The sequence below is a fragment of the Pseudobacteriovorax antillogorgiicola genome, from assembly GCF_900177345.1.
Taxonomy (GTDB): Bacteria; Bdellovibrionota_B; Oligoflexia; order Oligoflexales; family Oligoflexaceae; genus Pseudobacteriovorax; species Pseudobacteriovorax antillogorgiicola.
The window spans coordinates 117,826-134,619 of the sequence record NZ_FWZT01000004.1 but is presented as its reverse complement, the minus strand read 5'-3'; the positions used below and the strand labels follow the sequence as shown (position 1 = coordinate 134,619).

Annotated in this window: 16 protein-coding genes; 10 read left to right on the top strand and 6 right to left on the bottom strand. The window is 45.5% G+C overall.

The window, feature by feature from the left end; all coding sequences use genetic code 11:
- Positions 1 to 176 precede the first annotated feature (176 nt).
- The 4 genes from B9N89_RS06755 (at position 177) to B9N89_RS06740 (ending at position 2,991) form a co-directional block, all read left to right on the top strand.
- Positions 177 to 773 carry a DUF4360 domain-containing protein gene (locus B9N89_RS06755; protein ID WP_132316831.1) on the top strand — a complete coding sequence of 199 codons (597 nt, stop codon included), beginning with the start codon at positions 177 to 179 and terminating at the stop codon, positions 771 to 773.
- Between the two features lie 45 nt (positions 774 to 818).
- Entirely contained in the window at positions 819 to 1,466 is a 648-nt protein-coding gene (locus tag B9N89_RS06750; RefSeq protein ID WP_132316833.1) for a hypothetical protein, read from the top strand.
- A gap of 5 nt (positions 1,467 to 1,471) precedes the next feature.
- Complete coding sequence (locus B9N89_RS06745; RefSeq protein WP_132316835.1) at positions 1,472 to 2,437, top strand: DUF4360 domain-containing protein; 966 nt, start codon at positions 1,472 to 1,474, stop codon at positions 2,435 to 2,437.
- Between the two features lie 161 nt (positions 2,438 to 2,598).
- A complete protein-coding gene (locus B9N89_RS06740; protein ID WP_132316837.1) occupies positions 2,599 to 2,991 on the top strand; it encodes an MAPEG family protein in 393 nt (130 codons plus the stop codon).
- Between the two features lie 11 nt (positions 2,992 to 3,002).
- Here B9N89_RS06740 and B9N89_RS06735 read toward each other — a convergent pair whose 3' ends face one another.
- On the bottom strand, positions 3,003 to 4,043 hold the full coding sequence (locus tag B9N89_RS06735; protein ID WP_159455200.1) for a DM9 repeat-containing protein: 1,041 nt from the start codon (positions 4,041 to 4,043) through the stop codon (positions 3,003 to 3,005).
- Between the two features lie 406 nt (positions 4,044 to 4,449).
- On the opposite strand from B9N89_RS06735, the gene B9N89_RS06730 reads away from it, so the two are divergent.
- Positions 4,450 to 5,991, top strand: coding sequence for a sensor histidine kinase (locus B9N89_RS06730; RefSeq protein ID WP_132316841.1), 1,542 nt, complete (start codon positions 4,450 to 4,452; stop codon positions 5,989 to 5,991).
- A 75-nt stretch (positions 5,992 to 6,066) separates the two neighbouring features.
- On the opposite strand, the gene B9N89_RS31275 is transcribed toward B9N89_RS06730, so the two are convergent.
- Together B9N89_RS31275 and B9N89_RS06725 are read right to left on the bottom strand one after the other, a co-directional pair.
- The gene (locus tag B9N89_RS31275) at positions 6,067 to 6,228 is read right to left on the bottom strand and encodes a hypothetical protein (RefSeq protein ID WP_159455199.1); all 162 of its coding nucleotides are present in this window, start codon (positions 6,226 to 6,228) and stop codon (positions 6,067 to 6,069) included.
- 198 nt (positions 6,229 to 6,426) lie between these two features.
- On the bottom strand, positions 6,427 to 7,845 hold the full coding sequence (locus B9N89_RS06725; RefSeq protein ID WP_132316843.1) for a two-component system sensor histidine kinase NtrB: 1,419 nt from the start codon (positions 7,843 to 7,845) through the stop codon (positions 6,427 to 6,429).
- 248 nt (positions 7,846 to 8,093) lie between these two features.
- Here B9N89_RS06725 and B9N89_RS06720 point away from each other — a divergent pair, with 248 nt between their 5' ends.
- From B9N89_RS06720 to B9N89_RS06710, 3 genes are all read left to right on the top strand, one after another.
- The gene (locus B9N89_RS06720) at positions 8,094 to 9,608 is read left to right on the top strand and encodes a sigma-54-dependent transcriptional regulator (RefSeq protein ID WP_159455198.1); all 1,515 of its coding nucleotides are present in this window, start codon (positions 8,094 to 8,096) and stop codon (positions 9,606 to 9,608) included.
- An 11-nt stretch (positions 9,609 to 9,619) separates the two neighbouring features.
- Positions 9,620 to 9,919 carry a hypothetical protein gene (locus B9N89_RS06715; protein ID WP_132316847.1) on the top strand — a complete coding sequence of 100 codons (300 nt, stop codon included), beginning with the start codon at positions 9,620 to 9,622 and terminating at the stop codon, positions 9,917 to 9,919.
- 135 nt (positions 9,920 to 10,054) lie between these two features.
- Positions 10,055 to 10,627: an AAA family ATPase gene (locus B9N89_RS06710; protein ID WP_159455197.1), complete on the top strand. Its 573-nt coding sequence runs from the start codon at positions 10,055 to 10,057 to the stop codon at positions 10,625 to 10,627.
- A gap of 46 nt (positions 10,628 to 10,673) precedes the next feature.
- Here B9N89_RS06710 and B9N89_RS06705 read toward each other — a convergent pair whose 3' ends face one another.
- The 3 genes from B9N89_RS06705 to B9N89_RS06695 all read right to left on the bottom strand — a co-directional run bounded on the left by B9N89_RS06705 (position 10,674) and on the right by B9N89_RS06695 (position 14,287).
- Entirely contained in the window at positions 10,674 to 12,170 is a 1,497-nt protein-coding gene (locus B9N89_RS06705) for a hypothetical protein (protein ID WP_132316851.1), read from the bottom strand.
- A gap of 218 nt (positions 12,171 to 12,388) precedes the next feature.
- A complete protein-coding gene (locus B9N89_RS06700) occupies positions 12,389 to 13,321 on the bottom strand; it encodes a C-type lectin-like domain-containing protein (protein ID WP_132316853.1) in 933 nt (310 codons plus the stop codon).
- 252 nt (positions 13,322 to 13,573) lie between these two features.
- The gene (locus B9N89_RS06695; protein WP_132316855.1) at positions 13,574 to 14,287 is read right to left on the bottom strand and encodes a sulfite exporter TauE/SafE family protein; all 714 of its coding nucleotides are present in this window, start codon (positions 14,285 to 14,287) and stop codon (positions 13,574 to 13,576) included.
- Here B9N89_RS06695 and B9N89_RS06690 point away from each other — a divergent pair.
- Complete coding sequence (locus B9N89_RS06690) at positions 14,267 to 16,639, top strand: heavy metal translocating P-type ATPase (protein WP_159455196.1); 2,373 nt, start codon at positions 14,267 to 14,269, stop codon at positions 16,637 to 16,639. The two genes, B9N89_RS06695 and B9N89_RS06690, sit on opposite strands and share 21 nt — an antisense overlap.
- Before the next feature lies 1 nt (position 16,640).
- Positions 16,641 to 16,793: a cbb3-type cytochrome oxidase assembly protein CcoS gene (ccoS, locus tag B9N89_RS06685; protein WP_132316859.1), complete on the top strand. Its 153-nt coding sequence runs from the start codon at positions 16,641 to 16,643 to the stop codon at positions 16,791 to 16,793.
- Position 16,794 lies beyond the last annotated feature (1 nt).

The window sequence follows — 16,794 nt, the reverse complement described above, 5'->3', positions numbered from 1 at the left end:
AAAAAAGCTAACTAGAGATAAGACTTTATACACAATATTACCAGTGTTATCAATACGTTCCATGTCCCCTCATGTCCCTTGGTAAACCTTTTTTTCCACCTTTGAATTGAGTAGCTTTTTCACATCGCAGAAGACATCTGCAATAAAACAAAGATTATAAACTGAAAGGCACTATCATGAAATCTATCGCATCATTTGTTCTTGGTTTATCTATGGCTAGCTCTGCATTCGCAGGCCAAGTCCCTGAAGTCGTAATAGATCGTGGCGGGGTTGAGTTCTCTGGTCGAGGCTGCATGGAAGATAATTTGCCCCTGATTTCCGTTCCCCAGCTAACGAACAACGAGTCTGGTGGTAATCTAGACTTTATCTTCGACGGCTTCGAAGTGGATAATTTTGAGGCTAAAACCCTATCTCGTTCATGTACGATATTCACACCTATCAAAGTTCCCCCCGGTTACAGGGTAAAAGTAAAAAGTGTGGCATTTGAAGGAGAGACTGATCTTATGGCTGAAGGCAACGCTAATATTAGCGTTCGTCATCGCTTGGCAGGGACTGTCGGAGCCGCCTATAGTGAATCATTCGATCTTTCTGAGACCTTTGAAGTCGAGCAATCATTCAATGTCGCGGAAGGCTGGGACTATCGTGGCTGTGGTGAAGACTTCTCACTGAAAACAACTATAAAGATCCGCAGCCGGAACGGCTATATTTCTATCGATGGCGGTGCTCTGAAGCAACCTGCTCTAAGCTACAAATTTGAGTACGATCACTGCTAAAAAACATGAGGCCTCCCTCGGGAGGCTCACAAAAGAGGTTTTCTTATGAGATTATTACATAAAGCTCTGTTGTTCACTAGCTTCATCGCAAGTGCTACCATGGCCAACGGAGAGATGGTTGAATCTGATGAAGCTATCACCGACCAAGCCGAACTTGAAAATATAAGTTTAAATGGCAAGAGCTGCCCCAAATTGTTTAAGGTTCAAAAACAAGGAAGCCAGCGATTCAAAATAGACTTCTTTGATTTTAGACTTGAACGGAGTTTAGAGGCCTCAGCTAGACGCAGCTGTGAGTTGTTCTGGGACCTGGAAATTGGTGACAATCAGCGATTGATCAAAATCGATATATCTCTATCTGGTAGCGGGGCCATTCAGGCTAATGACGAAGCCAGCATATCTATCCGGCAAAGAGATCGTGGCGAGATACGTCCAGCAGTAGTAAGCAATTTTGCTGGTGAGCAAGAGTTCCTTTTTTCTATGTCTGCAAAATCAGGTTCACAAGCCTGTGGCCAGGATGGTCTATATAAAACTCTCATCAAGACAAATCTAAAAAACACCGGGGACCTTGATCAAGAACCAGACTCTGAACCACTCTTGGGAACCCTTGCGATAAACTCTATGATCATTGACGCTGTCCTTGCTGATTGCCTCAGCAACGATGGAAGCCCTAAAACTGATACTACTAAGGAGTAAGAATTATGAAAGCATTATTGCCATTGATCGCACTAGGAATATCATGGACTGCTGATGCCATTACCCCAAACATCGACTACGATAATTTTTACACAACTGATGTAAATAATAGCGATGTACCAAGTGGTGAGCAGTCCCAAGATATCGGGTCCTTTTGCTTTGAAGATAACGTAAATATTCGTCCCAATAACGATGGCACCTTTGATATCTCATTCGATGAATTCAATATCGAAACGAGTCCCGATTACCGACAGGTCCATGCATCCTGTGGCGTCGTGATTCCCATTAAGGTTCCAGAAGGAAAAAAAGTTCGCTTCAGTCAATTGGGTTTGGAAGGTGAAACTGAGGTTAGTTTAAACGGGCAGTCATTTCTCATTGTAAGACCAGGCTATGAAAACAGTGAACGACGACTAACTGTCAATCGATACTTCCATCAGCCCAAGGTCCAAGATATCGTTGAAACCACCAACATCGGCGAAGGATACAGCGAATGTGGCGATAGCGAGGGCAATATTCAAATTTTAATGCAAGCCGATATCATAATTGCTGCTCATAGAGCCAATGCTGAGACCAAAGAAACCTACATGGCAATTGATGGTGGAGCGTTTCGCTACTTTCTAGACTACCAAGATTGTGGCGGCGAACCAGGACATGGAGACAATCCATGGATGGAAGGGGCATACCAGTTTAGCTATGTTGCAGCCGATGGTAATATCCAATATGGGTCTATGAGTTTTGACAAGTTCGGTGGCCGCTACGAAACATTTTCCGGTGGTAAGGGAACTCTACAAGACGTTCGATATAGCAATGCCAACAAAAAAGTCGTTGGGCGCTGGCGCTTCGATAATGGTCAAGAAGGTTGGTTTCGTTTTAGAACGAGCGATCGTTCTGCTCAAGTCTTTCAAGGTGAATGGGGCGTTGGTCGCACTGTAGGCAGTAACCGCCGTGGCACTTGGAATGGCAAGCGCTGACTCAGACGATGATGAGGAACTGCTGCCAATTCCAGCAGTTCGTTTTGAAATCCTTGACTTTCCATAAACTGGCCTATACGCTCCGACAAGCTATGGCATATCCACTTCGCAATTGGTTTGGGTGATCGAGGGCGTGTCCTTTAGGCATAAGGAGGTCAATCATGACAGTTTTTGCTTATATATTTCTAGCAGCGTTGCTTAACGTTTTTTCCAAAGCTCCAGCCGTCGTCAAAGTCATCCAGCATAAAAAGCGATACAATAACTACAATCCTAGAAAACAGTACGAAGAAACTGAGGATATCCAACGAGCTTACAACGCTCACTTGAACACGATGGAAGCGTTTCCCGTTTTCGCCACTTCCATGATCGTAGGGCATGTCACTAATCAGCCTGAATCTCTTCTACACAGCTGTGGACTTGCCTTCATTATCGCAAGGCTTGCCTACGTCGCCGCCTACAATTTGAACCTATCGTGGCAGCGTAGCGTCATTTGGGGTCTCGCTTGGCTTGCTAGCCTAGTTCCCCTCGCCATGGCGGGCTTTGGCCTGCTATAGTATAAAGCGCCTTATTGCTTGACGAGCACCTCATAACTGGTCGAGCGCTTTTCACCATAGTACTCATGAACACAGTCTGTAGCGCCATCAGCAAGGTAGCCGGGGGTTTGCTCCCCTGCTGGATCATTCGTTCGATCCTCTGCTACGGGTGGGGGGCCGGCTTCAAGGTTTCGGCAAGAGTACAGAGCTGTTCCATCTGCAAGCCGTCCCGTTATCACTGCTTTCTCGGGCACGTTGCCATCACTTGAGGAGATCCATTGATACTCATCCTCGGGTTTTTCGACTAAAACATCGTAATGATAGAGCAGTTCGAACTGGGAATTTACAGATAGAAAGGTAGCACCATCCAAAGCTGTCCGGCAAATGGATCGTGAAGAATCAAGATGATGAGGGGCCAGTTTCCCTGGAATCACGCCTCCACTATGGTAGTTGCGACAAACCGTAAAAGGCACTAAACCACGATGCTCTGAGCCGCCGGGAACAGCATTAGTGGGAACAGCTTCACCAGTTAAAGCTTGCCATTCTAAAACTTGATCGACCATTGTCGCGGCTTCTTCGACAAACTCCACCGCTTCCTGGGGGCCAGCCTGATTGGATTCTAAGGGAATTCTTCCAGGGACAGCTGCCTTAAACCAAATCTTTGCCATCGCCTCATTGACTTGGTCTGCACTTTCACCTTGAATCAGGTGCAGGGCATGCCACGCAGAACTCTGTTTCTGAGTCTGCGTTTCAATGCGAATCTGAGAGTCGTTTACCTGAGGTTGCCAGACGATATCGTCATTCCATTCGCCAAGATCGAGTTTTTCATTGCTTTCGATATCTTGAATCGCACACCCTATGATTCCTGGGTCGTCGGCTATTGCTGGCTGGTTCACTTGGCAATATAGATAGGCACCACTAACATTGACCGGAGTCGAGACAGCCTCATCCTCTCGCTCGCGAACGTCATCGTCCTGAGCTTCGCTAGTCTTTCCTGTCTGCACTGCATCGACAAGGCTACTATTGTTGCATCCCAAAATACCCAAGACTGAAACTGAAAATAACCGTATCAACCATCCCGCCAATGTCCACATCACGTCCCTCAAATAACTAATATCAATTTATTGTGAATCTGGCGAAGAAATGCATGAGCTGTACCAGCAAAAGTATATTTATTTACAGTATGTTAGTATTCGACGCTTCGTTCACAGATCTGATAGCCAGACCTTGACCTTGGGATTTGTCTTTTCGTTTATGATGTTTAGCTAGCTCACAGCCAAAGTTCTGCCGAAAAAAGGTCGATTCTCGCCGTATCGAATCAGCTCAAAAGGCTCGATATGTTCCATTATATCTGTACCTTAACAATAACTCCCAGCATTCTCGCAAACACCCGGTGGCTTTGGTTAAAGAGGCTGATTTTTTTCAAGCCTAGACTTAACATCCCTCAGGAAGCTCCGATAGTCGGTCCAGGAGGTTAGAATGACGAATTCGTTCAAGATTCAAGTCATTGATGACAGTAAGGTTTCGCGATCGTTTTTGCACGCGGAACTTTCCCAAGCTGGTTATGACGTGATTGAATGCGAAAGCGGTCGAGTCGCAGCCGAGAACTTTAGTCTTGATCTAGATCTCATTGTCTTGGATGTAACCATGCCTCACTTTGATGGCTTCGAAACCTGTCGAGCCATCCGAATCATCGAAGAAACCCTTCATAAGGGCGACGAATTCACTTTGGTTCCGATTATTTTGGTTTCAGCGAAAGATAATATGGAAAGCCGCAATAAGGGATTCCTGGCTGGGGCAACAGATTACATCGTTAAGGCAGACCTTAGAGATCACCTAGTCCCCACAGTGAATCGCATCCTCCAGCCTCAAGTTGTTTTTTCAGGGATGACTGCTCTTATAGCAGAGGATTCCAAGACTGCGAGAGATCTCTTAATTCACCATATCTCTTCCGTTGGGATTGCTTCCAAAGCATTTCCTAATGGCAGCGAAGCATTTGAAGAGTTGCAAAGAAATCCCGAACCCTACGACATCCTCCTGACAGATCTAGTCATGCCAGAGATGGATGGTATCGAGCTTTGCCAAAACGTGAGAGTGAAACTCGGTAAGAAAGATATGCCGATCATCGTTCTCACATCTGAAGATTGTCGAACCACATTGAAACAAGCTTTCGAGGCTGGAGCTTCTGACTATCTGAATAAGCCCTACCTGAAAGAAGAGCTACTCGCTCGCATCAGCTCTCATATAAACTTTTTGAATCAGCGTAAGAAGTTGAAGAAGGCAGTAGGCGAACTGGAAGCCATTCATGAGAGTAAAAATCAGCTCTTGGCTGCCTGCTCCCATGATCTGAAGGCTCCTCTCGCAGCGATTACTGGCTATACCCAGCTCATTATGGAGGACAATGACGATCTGCCTCCGTCTTTGGTAAAGGATCTCGGATCGATTCTCAAATGTGTTGATGTTCAAACTCACTTGATTCAAGACATAGCAGCACTTACGAAGCTAGAGCACACCAAAAATGATATGGATACCAAGGTACTACAACTAGACAAGCTTTTTAATAGCGTCCTTGAGCCAATGACCAAGCTCGCAACGATTAAGAATATCAAACTTACTGCTACTTTCCATCCGAATGCTCGGGTCAACGGCAATGAGTCAGCTCTGATCCGCTTATTCCATAATCTAAGCAGTAACGCCATCAAGTTTACCCCTCAGGACGGCAACATCTCCATTTCATTAGTTGAAGCTGATGGGGGGTTCCTACAACTAAGTGTCGAAGACTCAGGGATTGGAATCCCTGAAGATAAAATCGAAACGATCTTCCAGCCATTTTCTGAGGCCTCTCGCCCCGGAACTCAAGGGGAAACATCAACTGGGCTTGGACTCTCTATTTGCAAGCAAATCACAGATGTCCACGGTGGCTCCATATCGGTTGAGTCCGAAATCGGCAAGGGTTCTATATTTACAGTTTTTCTTCCGAAAGCTAAGGATGTTGCTAAGAAAGATGATCTGGCGGCTTAGAAGAATGGAAAAGCGAAAAATCTTCGCTTGCGTAGCTAAGTTGCCACAAGCGAAGTATTTTTCAAAAACCAAAAGTTAAGCTTCAGGAGCTTGCTTCTTGTCGTCTAATTTCTTTTCAACCTTTTTAGCGCCAGGCTGCTTGACGAAGTCGTCCCAAGATTTTTCTTGATTGTGACTACAAGCAACACCAGCGAGAGATAGAACAACAACAGCTAAGAACAATTTTGTGTTTTTCACGATTACAACTCCGTCCAAAAATTCGTGTAAAAACCTAACGGTCACTAGTAAGAATTCAAGGACCGGGCCAAAGTCGATCTGGTGCGGGCTTATCTTAAGTTGCTATTTTTATTAAAATCCGTTCCGCCAAGCTTAAAAGGTAACCGAATCGATATACGAATAAGCTCAACGGATGTTTAAGTCTTAAACAAGGGAATCCTACTTTTGTTTCTTCGGCAGTCGGATTATAAAGCAAGTGTGAGCTTGACCTGAGTCTAGCCTAAGGCTCCCCTGATGCCCTTCCACAATGGATGTCACGATACTGAGCCCCAACCCTGTGCCTTGTCCCACAGGTTTCGTTGTGTAGAACGGATTAAAAATTTTATCTGCCACCTCCGCTTCAATCCCGAAGCCGCTGTCGATCACATGAATTTCAAGTTGGTCATCAAGCTCTGCAACCTTGATTCGAATCCACCGCTCATCCAAATCCTTGATCGCATCGCAGGCATTGATGATAAGGTTTACAAAGACTTGTGTCATTTCAGAAAGTCGACACTCCAGCTCCAGATAGGGGTTCTCCATCTCGAAAGTGAAATCTATTTGCATCTTCTTAAACTTAAACGAGCAATAGTCCTGTACCAATTTCACTAACTTAGCCAAACTTTCGGACATATACGGGTCTTTCGAGCCGTCGCGAGCATAGGTTAGCATACCGCGGATGATATCCTTGATTCTTACTGCATCTGCACGAACCTTAGGCAGGGTTTTTAAAAAACGATCGAGATCAACTTCACCCCGAAGCAGATGAGATTCCATCACATCGAGCCAAGCTTGAATAGACGCAGCTGGGTTACCAAGTTCATGAGCGATTCCCGCTGCCATCTCGCCCAAAGAAACCATTTTTTCAGCATGCATGTTATTGGTTCTCTGGCGCTCGATCGCCTCCTTGAAAGCAACCTGTTCGGTGATATCCTGACGAATGGCGATATATTGATAAGGTCGCCCCTTCTGATCCAGAAAAGGCACGATAGTAGTGTTGACCCAATACTCCCTACCGGACTTCGCTCGATTTTTAACTTCGCCTTTCCATACCTGACCCGTAGCAATGGTTTTCCATAGATCTTTAAAAAACTCTGGAGAATGGTATCCGGAATTCACAACAGCATGGGTTTTACCAATCAGCTCCGATCGATCGTATTCGGAGATTCGGCAGAAGGTATCATTCACATAGGAGATGACCCCACGGGCATCCGTGATTGCCACAATAGAGCTTAAGTCTAGTGCTCGCTTATGATCTCGAATCGTTCGCGCGGAAATATTCAGTTGCTCTTGCCAGTATCCATTATCAATGCCACCAACATAGATGGTTTGGCCATCATCTTGTGGGATCATGCGCCAAAGATCGCCTTGAAACGTAGCACCACCAACAGCAGCAACGACCATGTTCTGTAGCTCCTCAAATGAGCTTCCCTTGCCGCTCAAGGTGGAAAAGCTTTTGCCTTCAAGTTTACCCTTCAAACCCAGCTTGTCTCGCGCGGAATCACTCATCATGACGATAGTTTGGTTTTGGCTCAACACCACCACAGGCAAATGGATAAAACTAACCAATTTTTTTAAAGCTGCGACCTCAATAGTCATGGAATCTCCTGTTTTGGAGTTTGGCACGGCAATCGTCTTGGGAGCGCATCATACTAATTTAACAGCTTTTAATCTGCTCCTTTTCACAGGACCATATGACTCTGTATTCTGTGTTATATTAAACATTGTCGTGGCATTTGACTCTATTCATCCTACATTTACAAAGTAAGCTACTATAATTACTAGATCTTAGCCCATGGTATGGAACTTGATTAACAGATTTAGAAGGTAAACCGCAGGAGCAAATGATGCCTAAAAATCCAGAGCAAGAAATCTTTCAAGATAGCAAGGTTTTGATTGTTGACGATGAAGAGATTCTCGCGTGGTCCATTGAAACAGAGTTAAAGGCTCATGGCGCTGATGTTCATGCCGCAAACTCACTTCGAACGGCTATCGAAGCCTTCAATCGTGTCAATCCTGATGTTGCCATCTGCGACCTGCGCCTACCTGATGGTAACGGCATGGAGCTACTCAAAAAGTGGCGTCATGAGAAGCCTGATATGCCAGTGATCCTTATTACCGCACATGGCGCTGTGGAGTCAGCCATCGATGCCTTGCGTCTCGGTGCCTTCGACTATCTGCAAAAACCTTTTGATATGAAGAGCCTGATTGCATCAGTGAAACGAGCGTCGGAACTTTCCATGTTACGCCAAAAGGTGAATCGCCTCACGGGATTTGAGCGTCCCCGAGACCCATTTAAGATCATTGGTAAATCGCCAGCTATGATGAAAGTAAAAGAGCAGCTGAGGCGTATTGCAAACTCAAAAGCGAATACCGTTTTGATCACTGGAGAAAGCGGTAGTGGTAAGGAGCTAGCTGCTCGCGCTGTGCACGATTGGTCTGATCGCGCCGCCGCACCCTTCGTTGAAATAAACTGCGCAAGTATTCCAGAGAATCTCTTAGAAAGTGAGTTATTTGGCTACGAAAAAGGTGCCTTTACCGATGCCCGCGACCGCAAGCTAGGGCTTTTCGAAATGGCTCAAAACGGAACTATCTTCCTTGATGAGATTGGGGAGATGCCTATGAAGCTGCAAACTAAATTGCTCAGAGCCTTGGAATACCGTCGCTTCAAACGTCTCGGCGGCACCAAAGACATTGTGTTCAATGCAAGAATCGTTTGTGCTACCAACCGAGACCTCCTCGACGAAATTCACGAAAAGCAGTTTCGCGCCGATTTATATTATCGACTCAGTGCGCTACCTGTAGAAATACCCCCTCTTCGGGATCGACTGGAAGATGTCGATGATCTTGTCGACTTCTTTGTTGATAAAATCTCCAAAGACCTGGAGATAAAGTCTCCCGAAGTCGGTCATGCAGTAAAATCAATGCTAAAAAATCATAGCTGGCCTGGCAATATTCGGGAGCTAAAAAATGTTCTGGAAAGAGCTTTGGTGTTTCATAGCCCCGATCATCTTGAGGTGGATCACATCACACTCGACACTCCAAGATCTCAGAAGCCGAAACCAGAACCACAAGTCAGCCAGGTGCCTCCCACCTCTCACAATGGACATGGTTTACACAGTACCCATAGCAATGGTGGATCTTACTATGGTGATAGCAATCAAAGCGTCGCTATGAGCCTTAGCGATGAAACCTTCCATTTACCAGAGTCTGGACTCAACCTGGAAGGATTAGAGAAAAGTTTGCTCATCCAAGCTTTAGATAAAGCTCGAAATAATCAGACCAAGGCGGCAGCGCTGCTAGGTATCTCAAGGCATACCTTTCGCTATCGCCTAGAAAAATACGGGATTCTCAATCACTAGGAGGATGGGCCATGACCGACAAGACCAAGGATAAGAAATCAATCATCCACGATTGCTCACTTTGTCACGATTCTCTCCATTGTGGAAACATCATGGCAGCGCGGAAGTTGATTGAAAGCAAGTTTAAGGAACAGGGAAAGACATTAGAGAACGAAGATTTTGAAATCCTCCAAACCATTCTCACAGACCTGGGCTTTGGCTATCCCCATGGTGACTTTGGTCAGTGCCACATCAATAAGGTACCTGGTTTGAGTCAAGAACTCGTTCAAGAGAGTATTCGTATTCTCAACCAATTTAAGAAAAGTTCTTAGTGCTCTAGCCTGAGAGACTTTAAGCTCACTATATCCCCAACCACTCCCGTCTCAATCATCGAGACGGTAGCCCTGTTTGTTCATTGCTGCCACATCTGCGATAATATCAAAGAACCCCTTCAAGGAGACTTCAACGTGCCGACATTCGATTCGGTTCTCTGCCGCATAGTGGGTCAGTTAGAAAGCATTGAAAAAGCCAGACCAAAGCTAATAAGTATTGATGGTTGCCCGGGTTCCGGCAAAACGGCATTAGCCCAGGCACTGGCCCGTGCTTGTGGAGCTCAAGTCGTCAAAGCCAGCCATTTCCTTGGTACGATCGCTGAGGATTCCAGTCCTGAGGAACAATTCGCCAAGCTATATCACTGGGACGAGATTGAGGAAAAGATCCTACGTCCCACAACCAGTGGCCGACCCATAGCCTACACCCCACGGGACAGCAATACAGAAAATAGCGAAAAATTACTCCAACTATGCCTTCCAAGTAAGGATATCATTCTGGAAGGCAGCTTTATTTCGAAGCAAGAATTCAGCCAGTACTTTGATTTCAAGATCTACATGAATACTCCGGCTGAGGAACGTTTGAAAAACCTAAAGCGTGAAGGTAAAGATCAACTAGATCGCTATCAAAGCCTACTAAGCCTTGAGAATTGGTATCTTGAAACCATCAACCCAGCGAAAGTCTGCGACTTCTGTTGCGCTCACCTTTAATAAAACTCTAGTCTTTCGCAAGCTAGCCATTTGGCTAAGCACGAGCCTATTGAGGAAGTTCAACTGTTGGAATACTCGGGCCAGTCCAACTACTTTGATAACTTGAAACATCGGACAGGTTATTCGTTAAAGGCCCATTCACCGTCTTACTTTCTCCATCGTTGCTACCTGTATAGGAGTCCCCATCGGCTGCATTGCAATCTGTCGTTGGCGCAAAGCTCGTATTTGCCACATCTAGATTCCATTTGCCAGTATTAAGGTCGAGACTAAGGGTTTGCTTCTGAACTTTGCTGCTATAGGTAATTCCTGGATTTACCGGCAGGCAAGCCATACCCTGGATCGTATAGAAATCACTGCTTCCAATCTCTGCATTGGTTTCATCACGGTGACCAAAGAAGGCTGTTCCACTACCATCTGATTCAGTTATCGCGTTAAACACAAGTATAGTTGTAGTTTTCCAAATAAAGGCCAATGAACCAAAGCCATTGCTGTCCACATTCGCAACAACTTCAGCCCAACCATTGCCGTTGTCATAAACGGTGCTAGAAACCTCTCCTGATGTGCTATCGAATACAGTTTCTACACTACTGGCAAGCTGTACCTGCCGGTATCGATAAGACAAAGCACTGCTGCTATAGGAGTAAACGAGAGAAATAGCAGCATCTCGATCATCTTCGAATTCCGCAATCTTATACTGAATCACTCCGTTGTAATCGGTAAAAGAATCATCCTGGAGGATTTGCTGGACATTCAAGGTAAATTCTTTTTCTAGACCTCGTGCTACATCACTTAGACTGCCTTCGACAGAGGTTGAGAATACAGGATATCCCGATGCATTTTCTCCCTCAAAAGTTATCGAGGCAGCTGTAATTGAAAAGTTCTTGTCGCTAGTATCAAGCCCTGCTAGGGTTCCTACAACATCGACACTTTCCCCTTCTGTAGTAGGTAATTCGGTACCAGCTATCCTAGCCGAACATGTCACAAGAGCAACAAAACCTATTGCCGATTGGCTATAATTTCCAACATTTGTCATCAGATTATCACCAACAGAAGAACTACAGGCTTCGCCGCTACTAGCAGTCACATCACTATAGTCCCACCAGATTCCTGCATCGCCATTGCCAATATCAACGCCCCCACTTCCCATAATCGCTGGTCCAAAGCATGTTGAATGGCCGAGGTTTCCTTGAGCAAGACTAAATTCTTCTGGTATCGCTGCCAGGCAATCAGTAAGCTCGTCCGCTTCTATAGTGGATTTTATATCTGCCACGAGGCTTAAAAAATCGCCATCATTGGATTGCAGCTTAAGGCCGGGAACATTCAATTGCCCTTGGACAACATCAATGGCTAGATCGCTTTGAGGAGCAGTTACAGAAGCCAAGGCAACATCTTGAGGTAGTACAGCTTCAGTTTCAGAAGGAGAAAAATTGAGCTGACCAAATACAACTGTATCGCTTGTTGTTTCGTCTTCGTCTTCATCATCTTCAGATGAGCAAGCCCATGTGACTAATAATATGCACGATACAAGCAACAAACTTTTCATACAAACCTCCCATTGTCTGTATGGTTCTTCGGTTACTGCGATAGGATCTTCAATGACGCCAAACTTGGCTGGGCGACTTCGTTCATCTGTTTGGAATAAATTCCTGATATGCTCTAGACTTAAGGCACATTTACAAAATCGAATTTTGTATCGGTAAACCTGCCCATCTGCGGGGGATTCTATTAGCTTGGGGGGCGACGTTTGGAATAGTAGCGAGGTTACTGTTCGGCGGATTGATTCATGATAACCTGAAACGAGTTCTCTTCAACTTGATCGTTGAGATTCACCCAAATTCGGTCTACTCCTTCTTGGTTATCGAGTAGATTGATCACTTGCAGCGTTTCATCTTCCCCATGAGGCAAACCAAAGAAATAGGAATCCGGGCAAGCTGAAGCATAACTATTAAATTCACCAGTGAAGTCGCTTATCAGAAACAAAGGCCCTTGGGTAGCAGCGTTTACTTTGCGACATAGAAATGGGCTATTAAGAAAGTTAACGCAGGGGACATCGTTCAGCGCCGCTAGGGGACCATTATCAATTCCTGATGACGCAATATGAGCGTCTCGCAAAGGCTTCGCTCTCATTTCAACGCAATCCTCGTTACCAGGTACTCCAGGAGTTTCAAAGTCATTAGGCTCACCAGCAAGCCAATAAGCTAGATTAACAGCTAGTTCAAGGCTCTCTGGTGCCTTCGCTTCAAAGTTGAACTCTTCACTGCCATTAATCGATAGTCTTAGTTGGAAGCTCGGGAATTGCAATGTGGCAGGCGTTTCTTGAACTATCCAACGCAAACTCCTCCCGTCGTTCTCTAAAATCTCCAAAGGATAGGAGGCGCCCTCTATATCGAGTTTAAAAAACTTAGCTTCAAACGTCTCTACTTTCGATTCTTCAATCCCAGCTAGTTGACATTCAGCAGTCTTATTAACTTGCTCTTGAGCTTGGTCAGGTTGATAGGTGCAAGTTAAGAACGCACCTCCAACTGAGATAGGCTCATTGATAGTAAACAGCTCATCCTCAACAGTGCTGTCTGTTGACTGCTTCGTTTCAGAACTTTTATCTGATTCAGTCTCATTAAAGGAACTGTCCGAACATGCTATATAAGTAAAGGAGATTAGAAAGCAGATCGTAGTATTCCTCAAAGCACGAGCCATATTTGTTCCTTGGGATAGATGGATATGAGAGCGATATCGGAATTCGTAACTGGAGAATAAAGGTACCTGCAAATAGGTACGTTATATTGGATGCTTAGCTACTCATGAAACATCAGATTAAGCTGAAAAAGTCGTCCACAAGCTCGATCTTGGCTGATTATAAGCACTTATCGACGGTCTCCAGCATAATGTGCCATATCACTCAAAAATACACTCTTACCCCAGCAAAAAACCACCCAAGAAATCGACCGCCTAATGGCGAATAATCGTGATAATTCCAGCAAGTAATAGAAAAATCACCACAAGCCATCGCGCCATTTTTTCGGGAATTTTGCGGTATATGACCAATGGCACATAAGTTGCTCCAAGCATGACAGGGACGGTCCCTAGCGCAAATGCAGCCATATAAAGCAGGCCTTTTACTGAGCTACCTGTACCGGCAGCAGCAGCAAGCGCAGGGGTTAATGTCATACAAGGAAGGAAGACCGTGATGAGTCCAAGCATCAAATCGCGAATCGATGGCGGAAGCATCGCGACTGTGCTCATGCGGTTCCCCAGCCAAGCTGTTGCTCCTTTGGTATTGAGTCGCCACAGTGATTTTTTAAACACGATCTCCCAAGCCTTGGTGAGGGCAATGATAATGATGATTGTACCAAGTATTTTCGATAGCCAAATGCCCCATTGGGGTCGAAAGCCCCCGAGCCATTGTCCACCTGCACCAAGGATTAATCCAGCACCAGAATAGGATAGAATACGACCGAGGTTATAGAGCCAGATCCCGGATCGATTGAGCTTGGCTCGATCTTTCATTGCAGCGCACACTAAGGGAGAGCACATGAAGGCACAATGTAGCGAGGCTGCAAAACTAAATGAGAAGATTGCTCCAAAGCCCAGTAGATCAAGTGGATCTAGATTTGTTAAAATGTCAGCGGAATGATGGTGGTGATGATGCATGTGTTGGTCCAAGAACAGTCTCCTTCAAATCAGCAAGTCAAGTGTCAGCACTGTGATACCTTGCTGAGCTTTGGTTCAACAAGTGATTTCTGTTGCCACGGCTGTGAAACGGCATATAACTTCATCCGAAAGCTTCATCTCGACGATTATTATCGCCTTCTCAAAGAAAAAAATGCAACGCCCCTCCTTGGCAAAGAAGCGAGGCAGTATGACTTTCTCGATCACCGAGATTTTCAGGAAAGCTTTTCTGAGCCAACAAGTGACGATCGGCGCATCGCTCACCTATATCTCAAAAATTTAGAGTGTTATGCCTGTATCTGGGTCTGCGAGAAAGCTCTAAAAAAGACCCACCCAGAAGTCAGTATTAGTCTCAATATGGCCGAACGAAAAGCTCAGATCAGCTTCGACCCCAAGACAGACACCCTAAGCAGTATCGCTGGTGTCCTTGATCAATTAGGCTATCCGGTAGCACCAGACCAAAACTTTCATGAGGATGACAAGACCCCACTCATTCGCATGGGACTAGCTTTTTTCTGTCTCATGAATATCATGCTTCTCAGCACAATAGAATATTTAGGTAGCGACCTTGAGGGTAGCATCTTTTTTCATCTTTTCCGCTATATTTCCATGGGTCTTGCAACATTAGCCATCGCGGTCCCTGGTCGTAGCTTCTATCAAAATACGATCCAAGCCTTTAAGAGAAAGACGCTTCATCTGGACTTTCCGATTTCACTAGCATTGCTTACAAGCTTCCTATACTCAAGCTACAACACTATGCAGGGCTCGGGTCCGGTCTTCTTTGATTCGATGGTTGCGATTATCTTCCTTCTCCTTCTGGGACGATATATTCAATCCCAAGTGTTGAAAAAGCATCATCGCCAGATGGCGACAGAAACCTTTCAAAGCAAGCTAGTGCGCATCCTCGATTCAAGTGATAGCAACAAGTTCAAAGACACTCATCGCCTTATAAAAGGTGATCGCATCCGCGTCATGCCTGGTGATATTGTTCCAGTGAAGGGGAAACTTTTGAGCTCAGAGGCACACATTAACCTAGAGTTCATGACCGGTGAACAGAACTTTCTAGCCAAGCGTAAAGGCGAGACACTGGCTTCTGGCTCTACCAATCTCGACCACCCGATCGACCTAGAGTGTCTTGAAGATGGCACTCAATCCGACCTCTACCAGATTGAATCTGGTTCGGAGCGGTTGCTTCAACAAAAGGGGCAAACCCTGGTCACTTCTGAAAAGATTGCTCGTTTTCTAATTCTGTTTATCCTTATTGTCGCCAGCATGGTGTTTATATACCATCTTCCTAACTGGGATATAGCAATCAGCAGGACGGTTACAACCCTGCTCATAGCGTGCCCCTGTGCCTTTGGTTTGGGAGCCCCTTTGATTATTGCTAGAGCCCTACAGCTTGGCCTCCAGCAACAACTGCTATTCCGCAATCAAAAAGGGATCGAGCTGTTGCCCCGTATCGACACCTTTTTCTTTGATAAGACAGGCACACTCACCCAAACGGCCTGTCGTGCCGAACTCAAGCATCACGATCCTGCGGTGGCCAGTATCACAAGCCTAGCCGCTGTCCTTCAGGAGCTAAAAAACTACTCTTCTCACCATATGATTCAGAGTATGAGCCTATGGGCAAGTCAGCGAAGCCCTAGTGGAGCTGTGATTTCAGATTTCAAAGAAACGATTGGTCAAGGGGTTTCTTTCACATTTGAAGGTAGTGAAGTAAGAATCGGCCGTGCTGAATTTTGCAAGGCTCCCTCCGATCTAGATTGCGACTTCACGTTTGTGTCGAGAGATCATGAGATCTGGGCGCAATTTGATCTTGAAGAGGCGCTTCAGCTTGGTGCTCATGAGCTTATTGAAGGCCTCCAAAAACATAAGAAGCAGGTGCATGTCTTAAGCGGTGATCGAGAAGATCGCGTATCAGCGATCAACAAAAGCCTTGCCATCGAGTCGAGAGCGGGACAGGCCAGACTAAAACCACAGGACAAAATGGATACCATCGACCAAAATAGTTCCTTAAGCGCTATGGTAGGCAATGGTATCAACGACTCCTTAGCCATGGCTCGATCGACCCTTAGTATCGCAGTTCAGGACTCAAGCGATCAAGCCAAGGCCTGTAGCGATATCCTTCTTTTAAGCCCCAACTTGAGGGCCATTTATGAAGGATTTAAAATTGCGAAGGCTTGTCAGAAGGCTTTTTATCGCGGCTTTTCATTTGCTATCACATTCAACATCCTGGGTATTAGCCTTGGTGCAACAGGTTATCTCAGCCCTGTGGTTGCTGCCATCCTAATGCCCATCAGCTCATTGACTGTAATTTACCTTTCCACGTCTTGGGAGGCCAAGTAAGATGGAAGTACTTTTTATTCTTATCGCCATAAGTTTCGGACTCGCATTTGTTGGTCTGGGATATTTTATATGGGCGGTTAAAACCGGCCAGTATGAAGATCTCCAAACACCAGCAGAAGAAATACTTTTTGATGATTTTAAGAGGGAGGATTAAA